This is a genomic window from Kitasatospora sp. NPDC004745, from assembly GCF_042873275.1.
Taxonomy (GTDB): domain Bacteria; phylum Actinomycetota; class Actinomycetes; order Streptomycetales; family Streptomycetaceae; genus Kitasatospora.
This window is the reverse complement of the sequence record NZ_JBIALK010000024.1, coordinates 17961-41749: the sequence shown is the minus strand read 5'-3', so window position 1 is coordinate 41749 and position 23789 is coordinate 17961. Positions and strand designations below refer to the sequence as shown.

At 76.4% G+C, this 23789-nt stretch carries 17 protein-coding genes; 6 read left to right on the top strand and 11 right to left on the bottom strand.

The annotated features are described in order from the left end of the window. Nucleotides 1-4: 4 nt before the first annotated feature. Entirely contained in the window at nt 5-2290 is a 2286-nt protein-coding gene (locus ACFYUY_RS30645; RefSeq protein WP_387905466.1) for an ATP-binding protein, read from the top strand. On the opposite strand, the gene ACFYUY_RS30640 is transcribed toward ACFYUY_RS30645, so the two are convergent. The 4 genes from ACFYUY_RS30640 to ACFYUY_RS30625 all read right to left on the bottom strand — a co-directional run bounded on the left by ACFYUY_RS30640 (nt 2287) and on the right by ACFYUY_RS30625 (nt 8643). After that, nucleotides 2287-3312: a helix-turn-helix domain-containing protein gene (locus tag ACFYUY_RS30640; protein WP_360209597.1), complete on the bottom strand. Its 1026-nt coding sequence runs from the start codon at nt 3310-3312 to the stop codon at nt 2287-2289. The genes ACFYUY_RS30645 and ACFYUY_RS30640 overlap by 4 nt on opposite strands. A gap of 196 nt (nt 3313-3508) precedes the next feature. After that, nucleotides 3509-4561 (bottom strand): alpha/beta hydrolase, encoded by a 1053-nt coding sequence (locus ACFYUY_RS30635; protein ID WP_387905463.1) that lies wholly within the window; start codon nt 4559-4561, stop codon nt 3509-3511. Between the two features lie 211 nt (nt 4562-4772). After that, nucleotides 4773-5726, bottom strand: coding sequence for a helix-turn-helix domain-containing protein (locus ACFYUY_RS30630; protein ID WP_360209591.1), 954 nt, complete (start codon nt 5724-5726; stop codon nt 4773-4775). Between the two features lie 151 nt (nt 5727-5877). Continuing rightward, nucleotides 5878-8643 (bottom strand): AAA family ATPase, encoded by a 2766-nt coding sequence (locus tag ACFYUY_RS30625; protein ID WP_387905461.1) that lies wholly within the window; start codon nt 8641-8643, stop codon nt 5878-5880. Nucleotides 8644-8820: 177 nt separating this feature from the next. Between ACFYUY_RS30625 and ACFYUY_RS30620 the strand changes: the two genes are divergently transcribed. Further along, nucleotides 8821-9834: an SPFH domain-containing protein gene (locus ACFYUY_RS30620; RefSeq protein WP_360209585.1), complete on the top strand. Its 1014-nt coding sequence runs from the start codon at nt 8821-8823 to the stop codon at nt 9832-9834. Next, entirely contained in the window at nt 9831-10730 is a 900-nt protein-coding gene (locus ACFYUY_RS30615; RefSeq protein WP_387905459.1) for a hypothetical protein, read from the top strand. Before ACFYUY_RS30620 ends, ACFYUY_RS30615 begins: the two co-directional genes overlap by 4 nt. Nucleotides 10731-10782: 52 nt before the next feature. On the opposite strand, the gene ACFYUY_RS30610 is transcribed toward ACFYUY_RS30615, so the two are convergent. Further along, nucleotides 10783-11496: a TetR/AcrR family transcriptional regulator gene (locus tag ACFYUY_RS30610; protein WP_387905646.1), complete on the bottom strand. Its 714-nt coding sequence runs from the start codon at nt 11494-11496 to the stop codon at nt 10783-10785. 188 nt (nt 11497-11684) lie between these two features. Here ACFYUY_RS30610 and ACFYUY_RS30605 point away from each other — a divergent pair, with 188 nt between their 5' ends. The 3 genes from ACFYUY_RS30605 to ACFYUY_RS30595 all read left to right on the top strand — a co-directional run bounded on the left by ACFYUY_RS30605 (nt 11685) and on the right by ACFYUY_RS30595 (nt 16883). Beyond that, nucleotides 11685-12320: an SDR family oxidoreductase gene (locus ACFYUY_RS30605; RefSeq protein ID WP_360209580.1), complete on the top strand. Its 636-nt coding sequence runs from the start codon at nt 11685-11687 to the stop codon at nt 12318-12320. A 176-nt stretch (nt 12321-12496) separates the two neighbouring features. Then, on the top strand, nt 12497-15157 hold the full coding sequence (locus ACFYUY_RS30600; RefSeq protein ID WP_387905456.1) for a TIM-barrel domain-containing protein: 2661 nt from the start codon (nt 12497-12499) through the stop codon (nt 15155-15157). 121 nt (nt 15158-15278) lie between these two features. Continuing rightward, nucleotides 15279-16883, top strand: a complete 1605-nt coding sequence (locus tag ACFYUY_RS30595; protein ID WP_387905453.1) for a phytoene desaturase family protein — start codon at nt 15279-15281, stop codon at nt 16881-16883. Between the two features lie 9 nt (nt 16884-16892). Here the strand turns inward: ACFYUY_RS30595 and ACFYUY_RS30590 are convergent, their stop codons facing one another. Genes ACFYUY_RS30590 through ACFYUY_RS30565 form a run of 6 tightly spaced genes read right to left on the bottom strand, consistent with a single transcriptional unit; the run spans nt 16893 to nt 23771 of the window. Then, nucleotides 16893-17321, bottom strand: a complete 429-nt coding sequence (locus ACFYUY_RS30590) for a VOC family protein (RefSeq protein WP_360209571.1) — start codon at nt 17319-17321, stop codon at nt 16893-16895. Next, the gene (locus tag ACFYUY_RS30585) at nt 17318-17629 is read right to left on the bottom strand and encodes an acyl carrier protein (RefSeq protein WP_387905450.1); all 312 of its coding nucleotides are present in this window, start codon (nt 17627-17629) and stop codon (nt 17318-17320) included. The genes ACFYUY_RS30590 and ACFYUY_RS30585 overlap by 4 nt, the downstream gene beginning before the upstream one ends. Then, complete coding sequence (locus tag ACFYUY_RS30580) at nt 17622-19508, bottom strand: HAD-IIIC family phosphatase (RefSeq protein ID WP_387905448.1); 1887 nt, start codon at nt 19506-19508, stop codon at nt 17622-17624. The genes ACFYUY_RS30585 and ACFYUY_RS30580 overlap by 8 nt, the downstream gene beginning before the upstream one ends. A 14-nt stretch (nt 19509-19522) precedes the next feature. Continuing rightward, nucleotides 19523-22162, bottom strand: coding sequence for a 3-oxoacyl-[acyl-carrier-protein] synthase III C-terminal domain-containing protein (locus ACFYUY_RS30575; RefSeq protein WP_387905446.1), 2640 nt, complete (start codon nt 22160-22162; stop codon nt 19523-19525). Further along, the gene (locus ACFYUY_RS30570; RefSeq protein ID WP_360209559.1) at nt 22159-22407 is read right to left on the bottom strand and encodes an acyl carrier protein; all 249 of its coding nucleotides are present in this window, start codon (nt 22405-22407) and stop codon (nt 22159-22161) included. Before ACFYUY_RS30570 ends, ACFYUY_RS30575 begins: the two co-directional genes overlap by 4 nt. Next, a complete protein-coding gene (locus tag ACFYUY_RS30565) occupies nt 22404-23771 on the bottom strand; it encodes an MFS transporter (RefSeq protein WP_360209556.1) in 1368 nt (455 codons plus the stop codon). Before ACFYUY_RS30565 ends, ACFYUY_RS30570 begins: the two co-directional genes overlap by 4 nt. Nucleotides 23772-23789 lie beyond the last annotated feature (18 nt).

Sequence of the window (23789 nt, the reverse complement as noted above, 5' to 3'; positions counted from 1 at the left end):
GTTCATGGACCAGCAGGCGCCGCAGGCCCTGGGGCCGCTGCTGCGCGCCCACCGGCACGCCGCCACGCTGACCCTGGAGGAGCTCTCGGAGCGCTCCGGCGTCAGCGCGCGAGCCATCGGCGACATGGAACGCGGCCACAGCCGGGGCCCCCAGCCCCGCACCGTCGACGCCCTCGCCACCGCCCTCGGCCTCCCCCCGGACGACGCCGCGGCCCTGCTCGCCGCCGCCCGATCCGGCCGCCGGCGGCAGCCGGCCGTCACCGCCCGGCCCTGCGAACTCCCTCCCGCCGTACCCGACTTCACCGGACGTGCGACCGAGACCGACTGGCTCGCCCGGACCACCACCGACCCCCGGGCGCACCGGGTGTCGATCGTCTCCGGCGCCCCCGGCCTCGGCAAGACCGCACTCGTCCTGCACGCCGGCCGGGCCCTCGGCGAGCGCTTCGCCGACGGCTGCCTCTTCCTCGACCTGCGCGGACTGGACACCGACCCGGTCCCCCCGCACGACGCCCTGGCGAGCCTGCTCCGGGCCCTGGGGGTGCGCGAACGCGACCTCCCGGTCGACACCGCCGAACGCCAGACGCTCTACCGCGGCCTGCTGCGGGAGCGGGACGCCCTCGTCGTCCTGGACAACGCCGCGCACGAGGGCCAGCTGCGCGCCCTGCTGCCCGGGCCCGGCCGGGGCACCGTCTGGGTCACCAGCCGCCGCTCGCTCACCGGCATCGAACACGCCCGGCGCCTCGTCCTGGAGCCGCTGCCCGCCGAGTCCGCCACCACCCTGCTCGGCGCGATCCTCGCCCAACGCGACGACCACCCGGCCCGGGACGACCGGCCGGCCGGCGGCGGCCACCCGGCCGACCCCGCCGCCCTGGCCCGGGTCGCCGACCTGTGCGGACACCTGCCGCTGGCCCTGCGCATCGCCGGCAACCGGCTGCTCAGCCGGCCCGCCTGGGACGCCCGCGACCTCGCCGACCGCCTCGACGACGAGGACCTGCGGCTCCACCGCCTCGCCGCCGGCGACCTGCGGATCCGCTCCGCCTTCCGGCTCTCCTACGAGCAGCTCGGGGAGCCCGAGCGCCGTCTGTTCCGCCGCCTGGCCCTCGTCCCCGGCCCGGACTTCGACGCCGCCGCCGGCGCCGTGCTCACCGGTCTGCGTCCCGGCCCGGTGGAGGAGATGCTGGACGAACTGCTCGAACTCGGCCTGCTCGGCACCACCGCCGGCGACCGGATGCTGTTCCACGACCTCCTCCGCCTCTACGCGCGCGAGCGGCTCGACGAGGAGGAGGGCGCGCAGGAGCGCCTGGCCGCCGACACCGCCCTGCACCGCTGGCTGCTCGACACCGCCGCCGCCGCGGGCCAGTGCTTCCAGCCCGACGGCCCCCGGCCCGGCAGCGCCTTCGCCACGCCGCGGGCCGCCCAGCTGTGGCTGGAGGCGGAGAGCGCCAACTGGCTCGCCGCACTGCGGCGGGCCGCGGTGGAGGGCCGGCACCCCGAGGTGGTGCGGACCGCCGAGTCCATGCACTGGTTCTCCGACCGCTGGACGTACTGGGGGCACTGGCCCGAGGTGTTCGGTCTCTCCCGCACCGCCGCCCGCGCGCTCGGCGACACCGCCGCGGAGGCGACCCACACCAACTACCTCGCCTGGGCGCAACTCTCCTGCCTGGGCCGCCCCCGCGAGGCGCTCGCCACCGCCGGACAGGCCGCGGACCTCGCCGACCGGGCGGGGGACACCGTCCAGCAGGCCTGGGCGCGCTTCTACGCGGCCAGCGCCGCCAACCGGCTCGGGGACCTCGACACCGCGGTCCGGCGGGCCCGGCACTCCGCCGAGCTGTTCGCCGCGGCCGGCGACCGCGAGGGCCACCCGCAGGCGCTGATGGCGCTCTCCGCCGCCCAGCACCGGCAGGGCGCGGAGGCGGACTCGCTGGCCACCGCCGACACCATCCTCGGGCTGCTGGCCGACCCCGCCACCGCGCCGGGCGCGGCGCACATCGTCGACTTCACCACGGCCAACGCGCTGATCGGCAAGGGGCGGGCGCTGCTCGGCCTCGACCGACCGGCCGAGGCCGAGGCCGCCTTCACGCAGGCCCGCCGGGTGAGCGACCGCGTCGGCGTCCCGATGCTGACCGGCATCGCCGCGGTCGGGCAGGCCCGGGCCCTGGACGCCCTCGGCGAGCGGGACCGCGCGGTCGCCGCGGCGCGCGAGGCCCGGGCGGCCGCGGACACCGCCGGCGACACCGTCCGGCAGGCCGAGGCCACGGCCCTGCTCGCCGACTGGACCGACCGTCCCTAAGCGCCGTCCCGGCGGGTGGGCGCGCCGGGCCCGGCCACCGGGCGGGGCAGCCCGGCCCGCAGGGCGGGTTCCGCCGCCGTACTCGCCGACCACTCGCTCGGCGAGACGCCGTAGGCGGCCCGGAACGCCCGGCTGAAGTGACTGGCGCTGACGAACCCCCAGCGGCCCGCGACCGCCGCCACGGTGGGCCGCCCCGCGGCCGGGCGGGCCAGGTCGCGCCGGCACATGTCGAGCCGCTGGCGCTGGATCCAGCGGACCACCGTGACGCCCTCGAAGCGGAAGAGCTTGTGCAGGTAGCGCACCGACACGTGGTGGGCGGCCGCGATCCGCTCCGGCCCGAGGTCGCGGTCCCCCAGGTGGCGCAGGATGTGGTCCTTGATCCGCGCCAGGGTGGCCAGCGCCGCCTCCGGGGCCGGCGGGGCCGACCGGCCGCGGCGTTCCTGGGCCAGCACGGCCAGCAGGTCCAGCGCCGTGGTGGCGAGCCGGCCGGCCACCGCCGGCTCCAGCTCCCCGGCCGAGCGGGCCAGCCGTTCCAGGTAGGCGGCCACCAGCCCGGCGGTGCCGGCGGAGCCGTCGAAGGCCGTCGCGGTGAGCACCCGCAGGTCCTCGTCGGAGACGCCGACCGCCGTCCTCGGCCAGTGGAAGGCGGTGAACTCGAAGTGCTCCGGGAGCTCCTTGACGAACGGCCGGCCGGCGTCGGAGATCGCGAAGGTGCCCGGGTCCAGCGGCACCTGGCGGTCGTTCTGGAGCAGCCGGGCCCGGCCGCGGTGCTGCAGGGCCAGCGTGATGTGGTCCTCACCGCCCCGGGCGATCAGGCCGGCGCTGCGCACCACCCGCTGCGGGCCGCCCCGCACCCGGGAGACCTGCAGTGCGCCCAGCCGCCGGCTGGTGATGGTCGCGGCCGCGGGCTCGGCCTCGAGCAGGGACACGTCCAGCGGGATGAAGGTGCGGGAGACCGCCTCGTGCCAGTACTCGGCGCGTTCGGCGGGCGGGATCGGGGCGGTGTCGAGGACGACAGTCATCAACGCTCCTACGACGGCTGTCGGGCACGTCGGACCAGCCGGTCCGGCGGCACGGGCGGGGAGGGCGGCGGGCGCGGGGACGGCGCCCGCCGGCTCCTCCATCACACCCCGCAGCGGTGCCCCGGACCAGGAGGAACAACAGGAGGAACTTCGCCCGCCGCCCGGACCGGAACGCCCCCGCCGGCCCGGCGGGTCGTCACCAGGAGTGCCGGTGCAGGGCGACGTGTACCGTGTCGACGGCCTGGATCAGCGCCGCGCGGGCCGTCCCGGTGGGGCAGTGGCCGGCGAGCAGCAGGAAGCCGTGCACCGCGCCCTGGTAGCGGGTCGCCACCACCGGGACGCCCGCCGCGCGCAGCCTGGCCGCGTACGCCTCCCCCTCGTCCCGCAGGACGTCGGCCTCGGCGGTGAGCACCAGCGCCGGGGGCAGCCCGGCGAGCTGGTCCAGCCCGGCCCGCAGCGGGGCGGCGGTGGGCTCCAGCCGCCGCTCCGGCTCCGGGACGTAGGCGTCCCAGAAGCGGCGCATGTGGTCGCGGTGCAGGAAGTAGCCCGTCGCGTAGCGGTGGTAGGACGGGGTGTCCAGGTCGGCGTCGGTCACCGGGCAGACCAGCACCTGGTGCAGCAGCGGGGCGTCGCCGTGCCGGCGGGCGAGCAGGGTCAGCGCCGCCACCAGGTTGGCGCCGGCCGAGTCCCCCACCGCGGCGATCCGCCGCCCGTCCAGGCCGAGCAGGTCGCCGTGCGCGTGGATCCAGCGGACGACGGCGTGGCACTGCTCGACGGCCACCGGGTAGCGGGCGAGCGGGGCGGCGGCGTAGTCGACGTAGACCACCGCGGCGTCGGCGCCCAGGGCGAACTCGGTGATCAGCCGGCGGTAGGAGGCGGCGTCCCCGAGCGCCCAGCCGAGGCCGGGCAGGAGGAGCACCACCGGGCTCGGTTCGACGGTGCCGGCCGGTCTGGTGACCTGGACGCGCACCCGCCCGGTCGGCCCGCAGGGCAGCTCGAACCAGCGGGTGGTGGTGCCGTACGGGTCGTCCGCTCCGCCGTCCCCCGGCAGCCGCCCGGCCGGCTCCCCCGGCCATGACGCCGGCCCCGCCGTCGGACCGGGCGTCGGGGCCGGGCCGTCCTCCGCGGCCAGGAAGCCGAGGTCCGGGAGCTCCGCCGCCGGGCTCCCGGCCCGGGCGTCCAGGAACTCCTGGAGCGCCCGGTCGAGCACCGGTCGGCCGCCGTGCGAGGGGGTGGTGGTGTCGGACAACGCTGATCTCCTGGCGTGGACGGATGGACGCCGCCGCGCCCGACGGGCGCCACGGCCGGAGCCCGGTGCGCACCGGGCGGGGCGTCGGCCCGCGGCCCCCGCCGCCGACGCGCCGCTCGACCGTACTGCGGGCGGGCCGCCCCGCCTGGTCTGTCCGCGCACGGATTTCCCGCCGGGGCGGACCGGGGGGCGGCCGTCGGCGTGCGACCGGTCAGCCGGCCGTGCCGCCCCCGGTCGCCCGCCACTCGCGCGGCGACACCCCGTAGGCGGCGCGGAAGGCCCGGCTGAAGTGCGCCGGGTTGACGAAGCCCCAGCGCTGGGCCACGGAGGAGACGGTCGGCGCGGTGCGCCCGCGGCGGGCCAGCTCCTCGGCACAGGCCTCCAGCCGGCGCCGCTGGACGAACCGGCTCACCGTCAGCCCCTCGCCCTCGAAGAGCCGGTGCAGGTAGCGCACCGAGATGTGGTGGGCGCCCGCGACGCTCTCCGGCGACAGCCCCGGGTCCTGCAGGTGGCGGTCGATGTGCGCGCGGATCCGGCGGACCAGGTGGTCGTTCGGGGCTTCCGGCTCCTCCACCGCCCGGCCGGTCAGCTGCCCGACGAGCGTGCTGAGCAGGTCCGCCACGCTGCCGGCCAGCCGGTCGCCGATCGGCGCGGGGTAGGAGTGGGCGGACGCCGCCAGCGTGCCCAGGAAGGGCAGCAGGACGGAGCCGCACCCCTCGCCGGGCGTGACGGCCGTGCCCGCCACCTGCCGCAGCTCCCCCTCCGACACCCCCAGCAGCCGGCGCGGCAGGTGGAACAGGTGGGTGCGGAAGCGTTCCGGATAGTCGAGCGAGTAGGGCCGCGCGGTGTCGTACAGCACCAGCCCGCCCCCGGCCACCTCGGCCCGTCGGCCGTCCTGTTCCAGCACGGCCCGCCCGGACACCTGCACCCCGACGCCCACCTGCGGTTCGGTCCGCGACCGGGCGATCAGGCCGGCGGTCCGGGACACCCGCGCCGCGTCCGCCTCCAGCGTGGAGACCCGGACGTACCCGAGCCGGTGCGACGCCAGACGGCCGTCGAACGGCCGCGCGGCGAGCGGGACCACCTCCACCGGCACCACCGTCCGTGACACCGCCTCGCCCCAGAACGCCGCCTTCTCACCGTCCGCCACCGACGCGGTCGTCACCTGCCAGCCCACCCGGCCGCCCTTTCCCCGAAGCCCTGCGCGGCCAGCCTGCTCCGCGGGTCGGACGCCGGGTTAGGTCATCTGACTGCCCCGTCGCGGCGGTGCGCCCCGGGGCCGGGCACGGTGCACGGGGAGGACAGGACCGGGCCGGTCAGCCGGGGCCGAGGGCGTGCGCGAGCGCGGCCCGCGAGGTGATGCCGAGCTTCGGGAAGACCTTGTAGAGGTGCGCGGCGACGGTGCGCGGCGACAGCTGCAGCAGCCCGCCGATCTCCTTGTTGGTCAGGCCGGTCGCCGCCAGCCGGGCGATCCGCAGCTCCTGCCCGGTCAGGGCCGCGGGGCCTGCGCCCTCCTCGGCGGCCGCGGCGGGGCCGCCCGGCTCGGGCGCCACCTGCTCGCCCGCGGCCCGGAGCTCCTCCTGGCAGCGCCGCGCCCAGGGGTCGGCCCGCAGCCGGCGGAAGGCGTGGTACGCCGCGCGCAGCACCTCGCGGGCGCCCGGCCGGTGCCGCCGGCGCAGCCAGGAGCCGTGCGCGAGCCGCAGCCGGGCGGCGTCGAACACCCACCGCTCGGCGTCGGGTACGGCGAAGGCCGCCCGGTACGCCTCGTCGGCACCGGCGTCGTCGGCGGCCACCGCGGCGGCGGCCGCGACCAGGAAGGCGTGGTGGCCGGAGATCCCGGCCGCGCCGACGGCCCGCGCGGCCGCCAGGTGCGCCCGCGCCTGGGCGTGGCGGCCGGTGTGCACGGCGGCCGTCACCAGGTCGAGGACCAGCGCGTGCCGCCAGGGCGGCCCGACGGGCGGCCGCTCGGCCGGAGCCGCCGGGGGGACTGCGGAGCCCGGGGCGACCGGGGCGAGCTGCGCGTACGCCTCCTCGTACCGCCCGTGGGCGAGGGCGGCGAGGCCCCGCAGGTGGGCGAGCCGGTCGAGGACGAAACGCATCCTGGCCCGGGTGGCGGTCGGCCCGATCGCCCGCTCGACCTCTCGCAGCCCCTCTTCGTCACCGCGGCCGGCCAGGAACTGGGCGTGGTAGTAGCGGAACATCAGCGCGTTGGCGTGGTAGCCGAGTTCGTCCGCGACCGCCGCCTCGCGCAGGCAGACGGCGGCCTGCTCCCAGCGGCCGAGCAGGAAGTCCTCGTGGCACTTGGCCTTCGCCACCGAGCCCTGGGTGGCGAAGCCGTGCAGGCCGGTGAGCCGCTGCCAGAGGTCGCCGCCGGGGCAGTCGAGCGCCGACGCGGTCCACAGCAGCAGCCAGGAGGCGCCCGCCTCCTGCTCCTCGGTCATCCCGTCGGCGACGGCGCGCAGTTCCCCGGCCACCGCCGGGTCCGGGTCGGTCCAGGCCCGCAGGCAGAGCCGGCCCGCCTCGGAGACGCTCCCCCGGTGGCGTTCCAGGGCCCGCCAGGCGCAGGGGTCGTCGGTGTGGGTGGCGGACAGCAGCAGCTTGAAGTAGACCTGCTCGACCAGCCCGCCGAAGGTGTCGGCGCCCGGCGCGGTCATCGCGTCGAGGGCTGCGGGCAGCAGCGCCGCGGAGGACGCGAAGTCGACCCGGTGGCTCTGGTCGACGTACACCCGGGCGTAGGCGAACAGCGGGGCGACGTCCGCCGGGACGGGTGCGCCGGACAGCCCGGCGACCAGCTCGGCGCTGTGCCGCAGCTGCCCGCCGCGGGCCGCCATCACGGCGGCCCAGGTGAGCCTGCGGGCGCGGTCGGCCGGGTCCGGGCTGAGGGCCGCGGCGCGCTCCAGCAGCAGCGCGCCCTCCGCGTCGCCGCCGCGGCGGGCCAGCCGGCGGCCGACCTCCTGGAGGCGGTCGGCGAGGGCGGCGTCCGGGAACAGGGCCGCCGAGGCCTCGTGGACCAGCCGACGCGGGTCGTCCGGGGCGAGGGCGGCGGCGAGCGTGCGGTGGGCCGCGCGCCGGTCGGCGTCGGAGGCGCCCGCGACCACCGCGCTGCGCACCAGCGGGTGGCGGAACACCAGCCGGCCGGCCGGGTCGAGCCGGGCGAGCCCGTCGGCCTCGATCCGCTCCAGGCTGCGGCGGGCGTCCTCGTCCGCGAGGGCGCTCAGCCACCCACTACCGGCGTCCGCGCCGGTGGCCAGCGCGCCGAGCAGCAGCAGGCGGCCGGCCTCCGGGGTCGTCCCGCCGAGCCGCTCGGCGAACATCCGCTCCAGCGTGCGCCCGAGCGGCAGGTGGTCCGGCAGCGGGGCGGCGCCGCGCTGCTGGGCGCCGGCCAGCTGCCGGGGCAGTTCGACCAGTGCCAGCGGGTTGCCGACGGCCTCGGCCAGCACCCGGTCGGCCGTGGTCGCGGCCAGCCCCGGGTGCCGGTCGGCCAGCAGTGCCGCCGCGTCGGCCCGGTCGAGCGCGCGCACGTCGACCGGCTCGTCCGACCAGCTCGAGGCCGCCGAACCCGCCGGGCGGCCGGCCCCGACGATCACCAGGGGCAGTTCGGCGCAGCGGCGGCGCAGGAAGGCGAAGACGGCCGCGCTGGAGGAGTCCACCCAGTGCAGGTCGTCCAGGAGGAGCAGGACCGGGGCGGTGCGCGCCGCGTCGCCCAGCAGCGCGAGGGTGGCGGCGCCGACGGCGAAGCCGCTCGGGGTGCCGGCGCGGACGCCGAGCGCGCTCTCCAGGGTGTCCCGCTGGTGGGGTGACAGGCCGTCCGAGCGCCGCAGGAGGGCCCAGACGGCCTGGTGCAGCGCGCCGAACGCGAAGTCGGTCTCCGCTTCGGCGCCGACGGCCCGCAGGACGGTGAAGCCGCGTCCGCGCGCCTGCCGCTCGGTCCAGGCCAGCAGGGTGCTCTTGCCGACCCCGGCCTCGCCGCGCAGCAGCACGGCGGTGCCGCCGGCGCCGCCGGCCGCCCGGACCAGGGCGGCCTCCAGGAGCCCGGTCTCCCGCCGCCGGCCGATCAGGGCGGGGCCCCGCGTCTCGTCCACCACTCTCGTTCCTCCCGGGTCGGCCGGCCTGCTCGCTGCCCCGGCCTCCCCAGGTTATCGCTCGTCAGCGGGCCTGGCGGACGTGCGCGACGGGCCCTCACCACCCCTTCTCGTCATCTTGACGAGATGCACCCGGGACCTTTATCGTCCTCATGACGAGAAGAGGTGCTCCTCCCCATGGCCGACATCACCAGACGCTTCGGACTGCGCCACCTGCGCGCCGTCCCCACCGCCCACATCCGCCACCTGAACCGCGGCAAGGTCGTCCACGACGGCACCGGCCTGGCGTTCTGGTTCCGGCCGCTCACCGCCGCCCTCTCCGAGGTGCCCGTGGACGACCGCGAGCTCGCCATGCTCTTCCACGCCCGCACCTCCGACTTCCAGGACGTCACCGTGCAGGCCACGCTGACCTACCGGATCACCGAACCCGCCGTCGCCGCGAGCCGCGTCGACTTCGGCATCGACCCGGACACCGGCGCCTGGCGCGCCGCCCCGCTCGACCAGCTCGCCACCCTGCTCACCGAGACCGCCCAGCAGCACGCGCTCGGACTGCTCGCCCGCACCACCCTCGCCGCCGCCCTGGTCGACGGCGTCAGCGCCGTGCGGGACCGGATGGCCGAGGGGCTCGCCGCCGAACCCCGGATCGCCGAGACCGGCCTCGCCGTGATCGCCGTCCGGGTCGTCGCCCTGCGCCCCGAACCCGAGGTGGAGCGGGCCCTGCGCACGCCCGCCCGGGAGCTGGTCCAGCAGGAGGCCGACCGGGCCACCTTCGAACGGCGCGCCGTCGCCGTCGAGCACGAGCGCGGCATCGCCGAGAACGAGCTCGCCAACCGGATCGAACTCGCCCGCCGGGAGGAACAGCTGCTCGCCCAGCAGGGCGCCAACAGCCGGCTCCAGGCCGAGGAGGAGGCCGTCGCCGGGCGGGTCCGCACCGACGCCGAGGCCGAACGCCGTATCCGGCTCGCCGGCGCCGAGGCGGACGCCGCCCGCGCCCTCGGCGACGCCCGCGCCGCCGCCGAGGCGGCCTGGCTCACCGCCCACCAGCAGGCCGACCCGGCCGTGCTGCGGGCCCTCGCCCTGATGCGGCTGGCCGAGCACCTGCCGCAGATCGACAGCATCACGCTCACCCCCGACGTGCTGACCGGGCTGCTGGCCAAGCTCGGCGGCCCCGCGGGCGGGACGGACCGGTGAGCCTCGCCCCCCGGGCGGTGCTGGTGCACCGCCGGACGGAGTACGAGGAGCTGCTCGCCCACCACGGCACGCCCGGGCAGGCCGCCTTCTTCCTCTCCTCCCGCGGCCGCTCGGTCGAGGAGGTGGAGCAGCGCCACCACCGGCAGGCCGCCGCGCTGGCCCGGGCCGCCGCCGCCGTCCCGCTGGACTGGCGGCGCACCCGGGTCGAGCGCGCCGACCTGCCGCGCTTCCTGTTCGAACCGGGGGACGTGGTGGTCGTGGTCGGCCAGGACGGGCTGGTCGCCAACGCCGCCAAGTACCTCGACGGGCAGCCGGTGATCGGGGTCGACGCCGATCCCGGCCGCAACCCCGGCATCCTGGTCCGCCACCGCGCCTCCGCACTGCCCGTCCTGCTGGCGGCCGCCGTCGCCCGCGGCGGCGACCGGCACGTCGAGGAGCGCACCATGGTCGAGGCCGTCGCGGACGACACCCAGCGGCTGCTCGCGCTCAACGAGGTGTACCTCGGTCAGCCCGGCCACCAGACCGCGCGGTACCGGCTGGCGGTGGACGGGGAGGAGGCCGAGCCGCAGGCCTCCTCGGGCGTCCTGATCGGCACCGGGACCGGGGCCACCGGCTGGTGCCGCTCCGCCTGGCTGGAGCGCGGCGGCCCCGTGCCGCTGCCGGAGGCGGTGGCGCCGTCGCTCGCCTGGTTCGTCCGCGAGGCCTGGCCCTCGCCCACCACCGGCACCAGCCGGGTGCACGGCGTGCTCGACGACGGCCGCGGGCTGGTGCTGACCGTCGAGTCGGACCGGCTGGTGGCCTTCGGCGACGGCGTCGAGTCGGACGCCCTGGAGCTGACCTGGGGGCAGAGCGTCCGGGTCGGCGTGGCGGAGAACCGGCTGCGGCTGGTGGTCTGACGGACCGTCGGCGGATCCCGGCCCACGGGCGGGTGCCGGCGGTCCGCAGGGCCTACGGCGCGTCGGAGGCGCCCGACGGGCCGGGCGCCTCGCCGGGGTCGGACGGGCCGGACGGGCCGGACGAGCCGGACGCGTCCGCGAGGCCGGACGGGCCGGGCGGGAGCACCCCGTCGAGCAGGGCCCGGACGGTCGCCCTCGCGAACTCCTCGGCCCCGGCCGGCCGGAGCGCCTCGGCGGGGGCCTCGGCGGCGTAGAAGAGCTCCAGGAAGGCCCGGTGGAAGCAGGCCCCGATCAGCAGCATGGCGGCGGCGTCCGGGTCGACGGCGGAGGAGACCCGGCCCAGCCGCTGTTCGGCGCGCAGGTAGTCGGCGAGCCGGGCACTGACGTTGTGCGGGCCGGCGTCGCCCAGCTTGCCGCGGTGGGCGGCGAGCAGCTCGGGGCTCGCGAACAGCGATCCGGCCATCGGGAAGGACTGCCGGTAGAACGGGACGGCGACCCGGACCACCTCCTCCAGGTGCTCGCCGACCGAGCCCAGGCCGGCCCGGCCCGGCAGGTCGGCCACCGCGTCGGCGAGGCGCGGGGCGCGCTCGCGCAGCACCCGGACGAAGATCTCCTCCTTGTCGCGGAAGTGCTTGTACAGCGCCGCCTCGGAGCAGCCGGCGGCCCGGGCGATCTCCTTGGTGGTGGTGCGGGTGAGCCCCACGGTGGCGATCAGGCGGGCCGCGGCGTCGAGCACCCGCGCCCGGGTGAGGGCCCCGCCGGTCAGCGGCGCGGCGGCCGCCGGCCCGCCCGGGCCCCCGTCGCCCCGGCCCGCGCCGTCCCGGCCCCCGTCGCCCCGCTTGCCGTCGTCTCGATCCGCACCGTCTCGGTTCACGGGCGCCAGCCTACCTTGACAGGTGGGTGAGCACTCACCCACCATCGAAGTAAGCATTCACTCACCCCCTGGGAGCAGTCATGCGACTCACTGTTCTCGGCGCCACCGGAGGCGTCGGACGCCATCTGGTCGGCCACGCCCTGGCCGACGGGCACCAGGTCGTGGCGGCGGTCCGCGATCCGGCGCGACTGCCGCTCCGCCACGAGCGGCTGACCGTCGTCCGGGCGGACGCCCTCGACCCCGCGTCCCTGAAGCCCGTGGTCGAGGGGGCCGACGCGGTGCTCTCCGGCATCGGCGCGAACGGCCGCTCGGACCCGCTGAAGCCCGCCTCGACCTCCGCCCGGGCGGTGGTGGCGGCGATGACCGAGGCCGGGGTGCGCCGGATCCTCACGGTGAGCGCGGCGCCGCTCAACCGCACCGGGGCCGGCCAGTCCGTGCTCGCCGGCCGGATCCTCTCGCCGCTGCTCCGGGCGTTCCTGCGGGACGTCTACACCGACCTGGAGGCGATGGAGCGCGTCCTGCGGGCGAGCGGTCTGGACTGGACGGCCGTCCGGCCGCCGCGACTGACCGACGGACCCGGCCGGGGCCACTACCGCCGGAGCGTCGACTCCGGCCCGCCCACCAGCTCCGTCAGCCGGTCCGACGTCGCGCGGGCGATGCTCGACCTCGTCGCCGCCCCGGAGACCTTCGGCCACACCGTGGGCGTGAGCGCCTGACGGACCCGCCCGGCCCCGGACGCCGTCCGCCGACCCCGGTCAGACCCGGGGCCGACGGGCGGCGCCGCCATTGACATGTCCCGGCGATAGCTGTGAAGCTGCTTGAAACTGCCTACTTTCAAGCAACTTCGCGCAGCAAGTGAACATCTCTTGCGCAATCGACGGGAGAACCCACCGTGCGCCAGGTTCGCCAGCGCTTACGCCGGGCCGCCCTCGGCGTGGCCCTGACCAGCATCGCCGCCGTGGCCGGGCCCGCCCTGCCGGCCCGCGCCGCGACCCCCGGCTCCGCCGTCCTCGACCAGGACCACCAGAGCGTCACCTGGCAGAGCGCCCAGTACGCCAAGGGGACGCTCGGCGGCCCGGGCACCTGCCCGCCCGCCGCCCAGGACCCGGGCGGGGCCGTCTGCGACCGCTTCGACCTGACCGTGACCGTCCCCGCCGGCTACTGGGACGACAACCCGGAGGGCGGCGTCCCGGTCTCCGTGCAGTGGCAGAACCCCACCGACGACTTCGACCTGTACGTCTACGACGACGCCGGCAAGGAGGTCGCCCAGAGCGCCGGCACCGCCGACCCCGAGGCCACCGTCATCCCGAAGGCCGCCGGCACCTACCACGTCCTGGTCGTCCCCTACGACGTGCACGGCGGCTCCTTCACCGGCCGGGCCTACCTGCCGCAGACCGCCGACGCCGGCGACCTCACCTCCCTCACCGGCTCCCAGGGCGGCTACGACATCGCCGCCGGCGCGCTCAGGGCCCGGGTGGACTTCCTCGCCGACGACCAGCTCCGGCTGCAGGCCGCCCCCGACGGCGTCCTCACCGACCCGGCCGGCCGCACCATCGTCCGCACCCAGCCCGCACCCCAGCGGAACACGAGCACCTTCGACGCCGGCGCGTACTACGGCATCCGCTCCCCCGGCCTGGTGCTGCGGGTCTACAAGCACCCGCTGCGCTTCGGCCTGTACAAGGCCGACGACCGCACCGCCCTCTGGCAGGAGGCCGCCCCGCTGCGCTGGAGCACCGGCGGGCTGCGGCAGAGCCTCGTCCGCGGCCCCGACGAGCAGTTCTTCGGCGGCGGCGAGCAGAACGGCTCCTTCTCCCACCGCGACCGGACGATCCACGTCGCCAACAGCTCGAACTGGAACGAGGGCGGCTACAACAACTCCCAGCCGTTCTACGTCTCCACCGCCGGCTACGGCGTCTTCCGCAACACCTTCGCCCCCGGCACCTACGACTTCGGCTCCCCCGTGCACACCGGGCAGCAGGAACGCCGCCTGGACGCCTACTACTTCACCGGTGACGTCAAGTCGGTGATCGGCCGCTACACCGCCCTCGTCGGCAAGCCCTTCATGCCGCCCGTCTACGGCCTGGAACCCGGCGACTCCGACTGCTACCTGCACAACGCCAACCGCGGCGAGCGCCACACCCTGGACGCGCTCAAGGTCGCCGACGGCTACGTCCAGCACGGCATGCCGCTCGGCTGGATGCTCGTCAACGACGGCTACGGCTGCGGCTACGAGGACCTCGCCAGAACCGGCGAGGGCCTGCGCAAGGACCACGCCCAGCTCGGCCTCTGGACCCAGAACGGCCTTCCCGACCAGGCCGCCGAGGTCAAGGCCGGCGTCCGGGTGCGCAAGCTCGACGTCGCCTGGGTCGGCAACGGCTACGACTTCGCCCTGAACGCCTGCGACCAGGCCAAGGCCGGCATCGAGGACAGCAGCGACGCCCGGGGCTTCGTCTGGCTGCCGGTCTCCTGGGCCGGCGCCCAGCGCTGCGGGGTGCTCTGGAGCGGCGACCAAAGCCTGTCCTGGGACTACATCCGCTGGCAGATCCCCACCTACGCCGGCGCCACCATGTCCGGCATCGCCTACAACACCGGCGACATCGGCTCCATCTTCCGGCGCGACCCGCAGATGTACACCCGCGACCTGCAGTGGAAGGCCTTCCTGCCCACCGTCATGACCATGGACGGCTGGGCCCGCGACATGACCGGCAAGGAGCAGCGCGACCAGCAGCCCTGGCTGGACGGCGAGCCCTACACCTCGATCAACCGCAAGTACCTGCAGCTGAAGGAGCGGCTGCTGCCCTACATGTACACCCTGTCCGCGGAGGCCACCCGGACCGGCGTCGGCGCCGTGCGCCCGCTCGCCCTCGAGTACCCGCACGACCCGGCCGCCCTCGGCCCGAACGCCACCTACGAGTTCCTCGCCGGGCCGGACTTCCTGGTCGCCCCGGTCTACTCCGACACCTCGGTGCGCAACGGCATCTACCTGCCCGAGGGCACCTGGACCGACTACTGGACCGGACGCACCTACCAGGGCCCCACCACGATCGACGGCTACGCCGCCCCGCTGGACACCCTGCCGCTGTTCGTCCGCGGGGGCGCCATCGTCCCGATGTGGCCCAAGGGCACGCTCTCCTGGCAGGACCGCGACCGCGGCGAGCTCGACTACGACCTCTACCCGAAGGGCGACTCCTCGTACACGCTGTACGAGGACGACGGCGTCACCCGGCAGTTCGCCGCCGGCTCCTCGGCGACGCAGCGGGTCGACGTGCACGCCGACCGCGCCGTCACCAGCGTCCGGGTCGGCGCCAGCACGGGGACGTACGCCGGCAAGCCGGCCGCCCGCTCCTACCGCTTCACCGTGCACGGCCAGGACGCCCCGCGCCTGGTCGTCACCCGGGGCGGCCCGCTGCCCCGGCTGGACTCGGCGGCCGCGCTCGACGCCGCCCCCTCGGGCTGGTACCACGACCCGGCGACCGGGGTGACGCACATCCGCACGCCCTCCCTGCCCACCGACCGCGGGTTCTCGGTGGAGATCGTCCGCGGCGGCCGCTGACCGGCCGGCCCGCACCGGGCTCCCCCCGCCGACCGGGCTCCCCCGCGCACCTCCGCGGGGGAGCCCGGTCGCGTCGCCGGGCACCCTGTCCGCGGCCGCCGGGGTGGCGTAGCGTGGCCGGATGAACACGAACGCGTCACCCCGGTACGACGTCGTGATCGTCGGCGGTGGGCACAACGGACTGGTCTCGGCGGCCTACCTGGCCCGCGCCGGGCTGCGGGTGCTCGTGCTGGAACGGCTGCCGCGGGTGGGCGGGGCTGCGGTCTCCACCCGCGCCTTCGCGGGCGTGGACGCCCGCTTGTCGCGCTACTCGTACCTGGTGAGCCTGCTGCCCCGGAAGGTGGTCACCGACCTGGGGCTGCGGCTGGAGCTGCGGCGGCGGCGGATCTCCTCGTACACGCCCGCCGTCCGGGACGGCAAGCCCACCGGGCTGCTGGTGGACGCGTCCGACCCCGGGCGCACCCGGGACTCGTTCCGGGCCCTGACCGGCACGGACCGGGAGTGGGAGGCCTGGCAGCGCTTCCAGGAGACGACCGGGCGGCTCGCCCGGCGGGTGTTCCCCACCCTCACCGAGCCGCTGCCCACCCGCGCCGAACTGCGCCGGCGGGTCGCCGACGAGGACGCCTGGACCTCCGTGTTCGAACGGCCGCTCGGCGAGACGATCGAGCGGACCTTCGCCGACGACCTGGTGCGCGGCGTCGTCCTCACCGACGCACTGATCGGCACCTTCACCCACGCCCACGACCCGTCACTGCGCCAGAACCGGTGCTTCCTCTACCACGTGATCGGCAACGGGACCGGCGACTGGGACGTCCCGGTCGGCGGGATGGGCGCCGTCACCGGGGCGCTGGCCGGGGCGGCGCTGGCGGCCGGCGCCACGATCCGCACCGGCTGCGAGGTCACCGGCATCGCCACCGACGGCCGCGGCGACGCCGAGGTCGGCTACCGCCACCAGGGCGGCGAGGCGGTCGCGGTGGGCCGCCGGGTGCTGGTCAACGCCGCCCCGGCGACGCTCGCCCGGCTGCTCGGCGAACACCCCGGGCCCGCCCCCGAGGGTGCCCAGCTGAAGGTCAACATGGTGCTCCGCCGGCTGCCCCGGCTGCGCGACCCCGCCGCGGACCCCCGGGAGGCCTTCGCGGGCACCTTCCACATCGCCGAGGGCTACCGGCAGTTGGAGACCGCCCACACCGAGGCGGCGGCCGGCCGGATGCCCGGCGCACCGCCCTCGGAGATCTACTGCCACACCCTGACCGACCCCTCCGTCCTCGGCCCCGAGGCGCTCCGCCAGGGCCTGCACACCCTGACCCTGTTCGGCCTGCACCTGCCCGCCCGGCTGTTCACCGACCCGGCCGCCAAGGACCGTGCCCTGGCCGCCGCGCTGGCCCAGGTGGACGAGGTGCTCGCCGAACCGCTCGCCGACTGCCTGGCCACCGACTCCGCCGGCCGCCCCTGCCTGGAGGCCAGGACGCCGCCCGAGCTGGAGCGGGAGCTCGGCCTGCCCGGCGGCCACATCTTCCACCGGGACCTCGCCTTCCCGTACCGCACCGAGACCGCCGACACCGCCGGCACCGCCGCCGCCCGCTGGGGCGTGGCGACCGCCCGCCCCGACGTGCTGCTCTGCGGGGCGGGGGCGGTGCGCGGCGGGGGCGTCAGCGGCATCCCGGGCCACAACGCGGCCCGGGCCGTCCTGGAGGACCTGGCCGGCGGCGGCCGCCCCTCGCGGTGACGGCGGGCCCTACGACCGCACCTCCCGGCGGTCCGCGTACTCCACCAGCTCGACCAGCAGGCCGGTGGCCGGGCCGAGGTGGACGAAGGCGATGCGCAGCCCGGGCCGGCCGCCCGGGCGGGGCTCGTCGTCGACCAGCACCGCGCCGCGGGCGCTCAGCGCGGCCAGTTCGGCGGTGATGTCGTCGACCTCGAAGGCCACGTGGTGCAGGCCCGGCCCGCTACGGGCCAGGTGGCCGGTGACCTGGCTGGCCGGGCCGGACGGGGTGACGATCTCGATCGCGGTCGGGTCGCCCGCGCGGCGCCAGAACTGGCAGGTGACGTCGTAGGTGGCGACCGCGTCGGTGGCGTCCGGGCTCATGGTGAGCATCCGCAGGCCGGTGGCCGCGGACCCGAGGTCCGCCGCCACCATCCCGACGTGGTCGATGCGGCGGATCACCGGTCCGCCAGCGCGGCGGTCACGAGGCCCCCGAGTCCGGCGACGTCGGCGACCGCGAAGTAGGTGCGCAGGTCGAGCTGGACCCCGAAGGCGTCCTCGACGTCGGTGAGCAGCCGCAGTGCGGCCAGGCTGGTCCAGTTCTCGAGCTGCTGGAAGCGCGAGGCCGGGGAGAGGCCGGGCAGCCCGGTGACCCGTTCGACGAGGCCGACGAGCGCGCCGGTGACGTCGGTGGTGCGGGTGGTGCCGGCGGTGCTGCCGGCCGTGCCGGTGGTTCCGGTGGTTCCGGTGGTTCCGGTGGTTTCAGACATGGGAGGGCTCCCTTCCGTCCAGGACGATCCAGTCGGGTGCGGCCACGTCGGCCGCGGTGAGGTCGAGCGCGTAGCGGGTCGCGTCACCGGGGGCCGCGGGGCCGCCGATCGGGGTGAAGGACTCCAGCAGCGAGGCGGCCGGTCCGTTCCGGTCGCCGCGGCGGTAGTCGGCGTGCAGGGTGGTGGCGCCGCCGGCCCGGGCGAGGCCGGCCAGGTGGGCGAGGACGGCGTGCTCGACCCCGCGGGAGAAGACCCGGCAGCTCATCACGAAGTTCTCGACGAGCCAGGCGTCCGGCCCCGTGGCGATCCAGGCCGCGCCGACCAGCCCCTCGCGGCCGAACCGGTCCGCGACCTCGAAGCCGAGCAGCAGGTGGTCGGGCGAGGCGGCCGCCGCCCGGGTGCCGCGCTCGCCGTGCGCTCCCGGGTTGAGGTTGAACTGGTTTGTCCGGGCGGCGAGTTGGATGATCCTGGGCAGGTCGAACTCGTCGGCCGGGGTGACGGTGACCCGCAGTCCGAGGCCGGCCAGGTAGTCGTGGGCGGAGGCGAAGGACTCCGCGAACTCCTCCCGCTCGGCACGGGCCCGGTACAGGCCGGTGCGCTCCCGGTCGGTCGCGGTCGTCGTCAGCGCGCCGAAGAACTGCGGCTCCAGGACGGCCGCGAGGTGCCCCGCCGGATCCCCGCCCAGCCGGACCACCCGGGCCTCCGGGATCTCCCGGGCGACGAGGTCGCACTCGAACGGGCTGTCGTCGACGAAGACGACGCTGTCCAGGCCCAGGTTGAGGGTCTGCACGATCTGCCGGATGTTGTGGTCCTTGCGGCCCCAGTTGGCGGCCCTGGCCACGAAGTCGTCCGGCCGCAGCAGGAGTTCGGGGTGCGTGGCGAGCACCTCGTCCACCGCGGACCGCTCGTTCTTGCTGCACACGGCGAGCAGCACGCCCTGGCGCCGCAGCGCCAGCAGGCCGCGCTGCAGCTCGGTGTAGCAGTTCCCGGGGTAGCCGCCGCCGATCTGCAGGCCCTCGGGGCCGTCGTCCCCCAGGACCCCGCCCCACAGCGTGTTGTCGAGGTCGACCACGAGCAGCTTGCGGCCGAGGCCGGCCGCCGCCCGGCACAGCGCGGCGGCCTCCCGGGCGTACTCCGCCTCCACCCCGAAGGTCCAGGCCATGCCGGCGAAGCGGTGCAGCCGCTCGTCCCGCACCGGGCCGGGGTGGTCGACCAGCAGCGCCTCGAAGTCCAGGACGTGGACGGCCGGGTGGCGCCCGGCCAGCTCCAGCAGGCGGCGGTTGACGTCCCGCCAGGCCGCGCCCAGTCCGGCCCGGGCGGAGTAGCCGATCACGCGCCGCTGCCGGGAGCGGGCGAGCGGCACGGTGTGCAGCACCACGGCGCCGCCGGAGGACTCGGCGAAGCCGGTCACCGCCTGTTCCAGCATGGCCAGCCGCTCGCCGGCCGGACCGGTCAGCGTGGCGAGGTCGGACGGGTCCCAGTCGGCGGGAAGCAGCGCCTCGTCGTGCAGCAGGCACAGGGTGACGTCGGGGGCGAAGCGGGCCAGCTCGGAGCCCGGGTCGGTGAGCTGGACGAGCAGTTGGTCGTAGCCGCTGACGTGGATCTCCGGCGCGATGCCGGCCCGCAGCAGTTCGACCCGCAGCAGCGGTTCGACGTTCTCGGCGGTGAAGGTGGCGGCGATCGCGATCCGCAGCGGCCGTGGCGCCCGGCCGGGCGGCACGACCCGTTCCGGGGCGACACCGGCCAGCAGGCGGCCGGCGTCGCGCAGTGCCGTGGGCGCGCTCAGCGCGGCCAGGGCGGCGGGCAGCCCGGGGTCGGGCGGCGCGTCCTCGTCCCGGAGCGCGCGGATCCGGGCCAGGACGGTCTCGTCGGTGTCCATGTCGTCTCCGTCTCTCACACCTGGAGCAGCGTGCACACCCAGTGCATGCCGCTGCTCGTGCTGGTCAGGGCCACCAGGTCCCCGGTGGCGAGTTCGCCCGCGGCGAGCAGCCGGCGCAGCGTCACCAGCTGGTCGGCGCAGCCGATGTGGCCGTGGTCCAGGGCGGAGTCCACGTTGGTCCGCTCGACGGGGACGCCGAGGTCCCTGGCGAGGTCGGCGAGCTGCCGGCCGTTGTCGTTGAAGTGGATCACTCGGCGCAGGTCCCGGCGGTCGACGCCGGCCCTCGCGCAGGCCCGGTCGACGACCTCGCGGCCGCGGCTGCGGATCATCGACACGAACCGGTACATGGCGCGCACGTCGCCCCGGAAGAAGTCGTCCAGCCGGTCCTGCGGGTTGCGCACGCCCGGCTGCTCGGCGGCCCCCGCGCGGAACGGCTCGGCCGCGCCGCCGACGTCCATCCGCATGAAGTCCGCGTAGTCGCCGTCGGTGATGGTCTCGGTGGCCAGCCAGCGGCAGCCGCCGTGGTCGCGGCGGAGCACGGCCGCGGCCGCGCCGTCGGAGTAGACGCTGGTGTTGATCTCCATCCGGTTCCAGTACGGCTCGCAGACCCGGTTGGCGCCGATCAGCAGGGCCGTCCGGTAGTCCGGGTGGACGGCGAACCGGCCGGCGACCAGGTCGAAGGCGGCGACGCCGCCGCCGCAGGCCTGGTTGACCAGCACCGCCTCGGCCCGGCGCGCGCCGAGCCGGGCCTGGGTGGCGGCCGCCGGGTCCCAGTACAGGTACTCGGCGAGGTCGGCGACGGCCAGCACGACCAGGTCGACCTCCTCGGCGGCGACCCCGGCCTCGGCCAGGGCGCGTTCGCCGGCCTCGACGGCGAGGTCGGTGAGGCCGGTCCCGTCGGGCGCGCGGTGGAAGGAGCGGTAGCCCCAGCCGCGGATCCGGTCCAGGTCGGCGGTGTACGAGGGCGCCAGCTCGGCGACGGAGCAGGCCTCGGGCAGCGACTCGCCGAGGGCGACGACGCCGAAGCGCACGCCGGCCGCCGCCGGTCCGGCCGCCGGTGCGGGGGCGTCCCAGGTCAGGGCGTGCAGCCGGGCCGACTGCCCGGCGCCGGTGCCGCCGGTCCCGGGCAGCGCCCGCAGGAAGGCCACCGCGGCGCCGTTGTGCCCGGTCTCCCGGTAGCGGAACACCACGTCGGCGCCCTCGGCCCGGCGGACCACCTCGCCCAGCACCTCGTCCTCGACGCGCCGGCCGAGCACCGGGCAGGAGAGCGAGAACAGGTCGACCGTGCACACGCCGTCGGCGCGGCGCAGCCCGACGGCGCCGCTGAGGCCGTAGTCGCCGAACCGGTCGCGCACCGACACGGCCAGCAGCTCCCCGGCGTACCCGGCGAGGTCCTCCGCGTCCTGCTCGTTGCCGAGGGTGAAGTCCTTGGCGCGGGCGACCACTTCGGCCACCGCGTCCAGCTGCCCGGCCACCGGCCGGACGTCCACGACCACCTGGAGGCCGGCCACGAACCCCTCCAGCGACACGGCCGCGGACCCGGCCCCCGAGGCCGCCACCGACCCGGCCGCCGAGCCCGCCACCGGCTCCTCCGGCCCCAGCGGCTCCGGGACCGGCGGCACGGCCGGCGGTGCCGGGCGGTCGAACAGCCCGGCCGCGGCCAGCGTGCCGGCCCAGCCGTCGGGCTGCTCGCCGAGCAGCACCGACGCCCCCGGGCGCAGGCCGGCGTCCGTCGTCACCAGCGCCACCGCCCGCACCGGCAGGTCGAGGGCCGCGGCGACCCCGGCCAGCCGCTCGTCGATCGGCCCGGGGCCGATCACGGCCGCGTCCACCGCGGCGACGAGCTCCGGGCACTCCTTGGCGAGCGCCGGCCAGACGGCCTCGTCGGTGGCGCACAGGCCCACCCGGGTGCCGGCGCGGCGCAGCGCCCGCAGCGGGCCGCGCAGGGCCGCGGCCGCCCCGCCGGACAGCCCGTCCGCGTCGAGCGCGACGGCGCGCACGCCGGCACCGAAGCGGCCGATCAGCAGCCGGGCGATCCGGGCGCCGAGCCGGGCGAACAGCTCCTCCGTGTAGGGCACCTTCGCGAGCCGGAACATCGTGGGGTGGTGCGCCTGCCCGGCCCCGACCTCCCGGACGGCGTCCTCGGCGTCGGCGACCAGCACGCCGGGCAGGGCAGCCAGCCGGGCCCGGACGGCCTCCCTGGCCCGGGTGGCCAGGGCGGTGCTCCCGGTCGGCGAGCCGGCGTCGCCGATCCCGAGGTCCGGTTCGTCCGGCAGCGCGGGCAGCACCAGGACGACGGTGCCCGCCCAGCGCTCGGCGGCGGTGCGGGCGGCGTCGGCGACGGCCAGCAGGTCCGTCGTCCACCGCGGTCCGGCCGGGCCGAGCTCCTCGAAGCGGGGCGCCAGGATCAGCACGTCCGGTTCGCCGGCGGCCGTCTCCCCCCGGTCGTCCAGGCACTGGCGGACGATCTGGTCGAACGGGCCGACCCGGAACCGGGCCGGCAGCCCCGCCTCGTGCAGCGGCACGCCGAGGTAGGGCAGCAGCTGGTCGACGGTGTAGCTGGCGAGCAGGCCGATCCGCAGCACCGGGGCCGGGCCGGTGCGGGACAGCTCCCGCCAGGCGGTGCGGATGCGGTACGGGGTGGGCGCGGTCATGCCGGCACCCCTTTGGCGCGCAGCACCGTGCGCAGCCGGCCGATGGTCGGCACGTTTCTCACTTCCTCGTAGGCGAAGGAGACCCGGTAGACCTCCTCGAGCGTCACCACCAGCTGGAGGTGGCGCAGGCTGGTCCACTCGGGCAGGGTGGCGGGGCCGTCCTCGTCGGTGACGGCCGCCGGGTCGAGGTCGAGGACCTCGGCGACGAGCGCGTGCAGGCGGGCGGGTTCGGCGGCGGCGGTCACGGCGCCACCGCCAGGTCCGCGCCGTCCCCGGCCGGGCCGCCGGCCGGTTCGAGCGCGGGCTCCGCCGCGGCGTCCGGCAGGACGCTCTCGATGCGCCGGATGCTGGGCATCAGGAACGCCCCGAGCGCGAGCACGGTGCCGGCCACGCCGATGCCGACGAAGACCAGGCCGATGCCGCCGGCCTGCCCGGTGCCGACCAGGCCGCCGAAGATCCGCGCGCCCTGCGCCCCCGGCTCCATCCACGGGCCGAGGACGTGGTCGACGAGCGGTCCGGCCACCAGGGTGGCGATCGGGATGGACAGCTCCTCGACGAACTGCCGGGCCGCGAACACCCGGCCCTGGACGTGCGGTTCGACCTTCTCCTGCCAGACCGTGTTGGTGTAGCCGTCGATGATCGGGATGCACAGGTGCACGACGATCAGGGCGACGCCGAGGAACAGCACCAGGTCGGTGATGCCGTACAGGATCCGGCCGACGACGCTGAACGCGACGGTGGCCCAGAGCACGAACATCATCTTGTCCCGCGGGGACTTCAGCGCCGCCACCAGGACGGTGCCCGCGATGCCGCCGATGGCCCCGGTGGACAGCACCAGCGCCAGCGAGTCCGCGCTGTCCCCGGTCCTGGCCAGCACCATGGGCCGCAGCAGCAGGTAGCCGGTCGAGGCGAGCACGTTGATGACGACCAGGAAGGCCTCCAGGTTGCGCAGCGGTCTGCTGCGCAGGATGTAGCGGAAGCCGAACTGGCAGTCCTGCCAGAAGGTCGACGCGGCGCCGTCGGGCCGGTCCGGGGTGGCCGGGAGGGCCACCAGCAGCACGGTGCCGATGGCGAAGGCGTAGGAGAGGGTGTCCACCAGCAGGATCGTGCTGATGCTGGTGACGGTGAGCAGCAGGGCGGCCAGCAGCGGGGCGAACAGCTCGGGGGTCGAACGCACCGCGAACATCATCGCGTTGGCCCGGGCGTAGTTCCCGCGCTCCATCATCAGGGTGATGGTGGCCTGGAACACCGGCACCTGGAACGCGACGAACGCGCCGGTGACGAAGTTGACCAGGTAGAGCGGCCACATGCTGGTCGACCCGCTCAGGAACAGGATCAGCAGCGCCCCGGTGGCGACCGCCGAGCCGAGCTCGGAGATCATCATCGTCACCCGGCGGTTCCAGCGGTCGATGAACGCGCCGGCGACCGGGCTGAAGAGCACCGTCGAGGCGAAGGCGAAGAAGAGGCTCAGGGTGAACTGGGTGGTGCTGCCGGTTCGGTCCCAGATCCAGACGCTGACCGCGAAGTTGGTCATCCGCGTGCCGACGACGGACAGGAACTGACCGCACCACAGCACGGCGAATGCCGCGAATCCGGTTGGACGTCGCATGGTCGTGCAGGTCCTTCC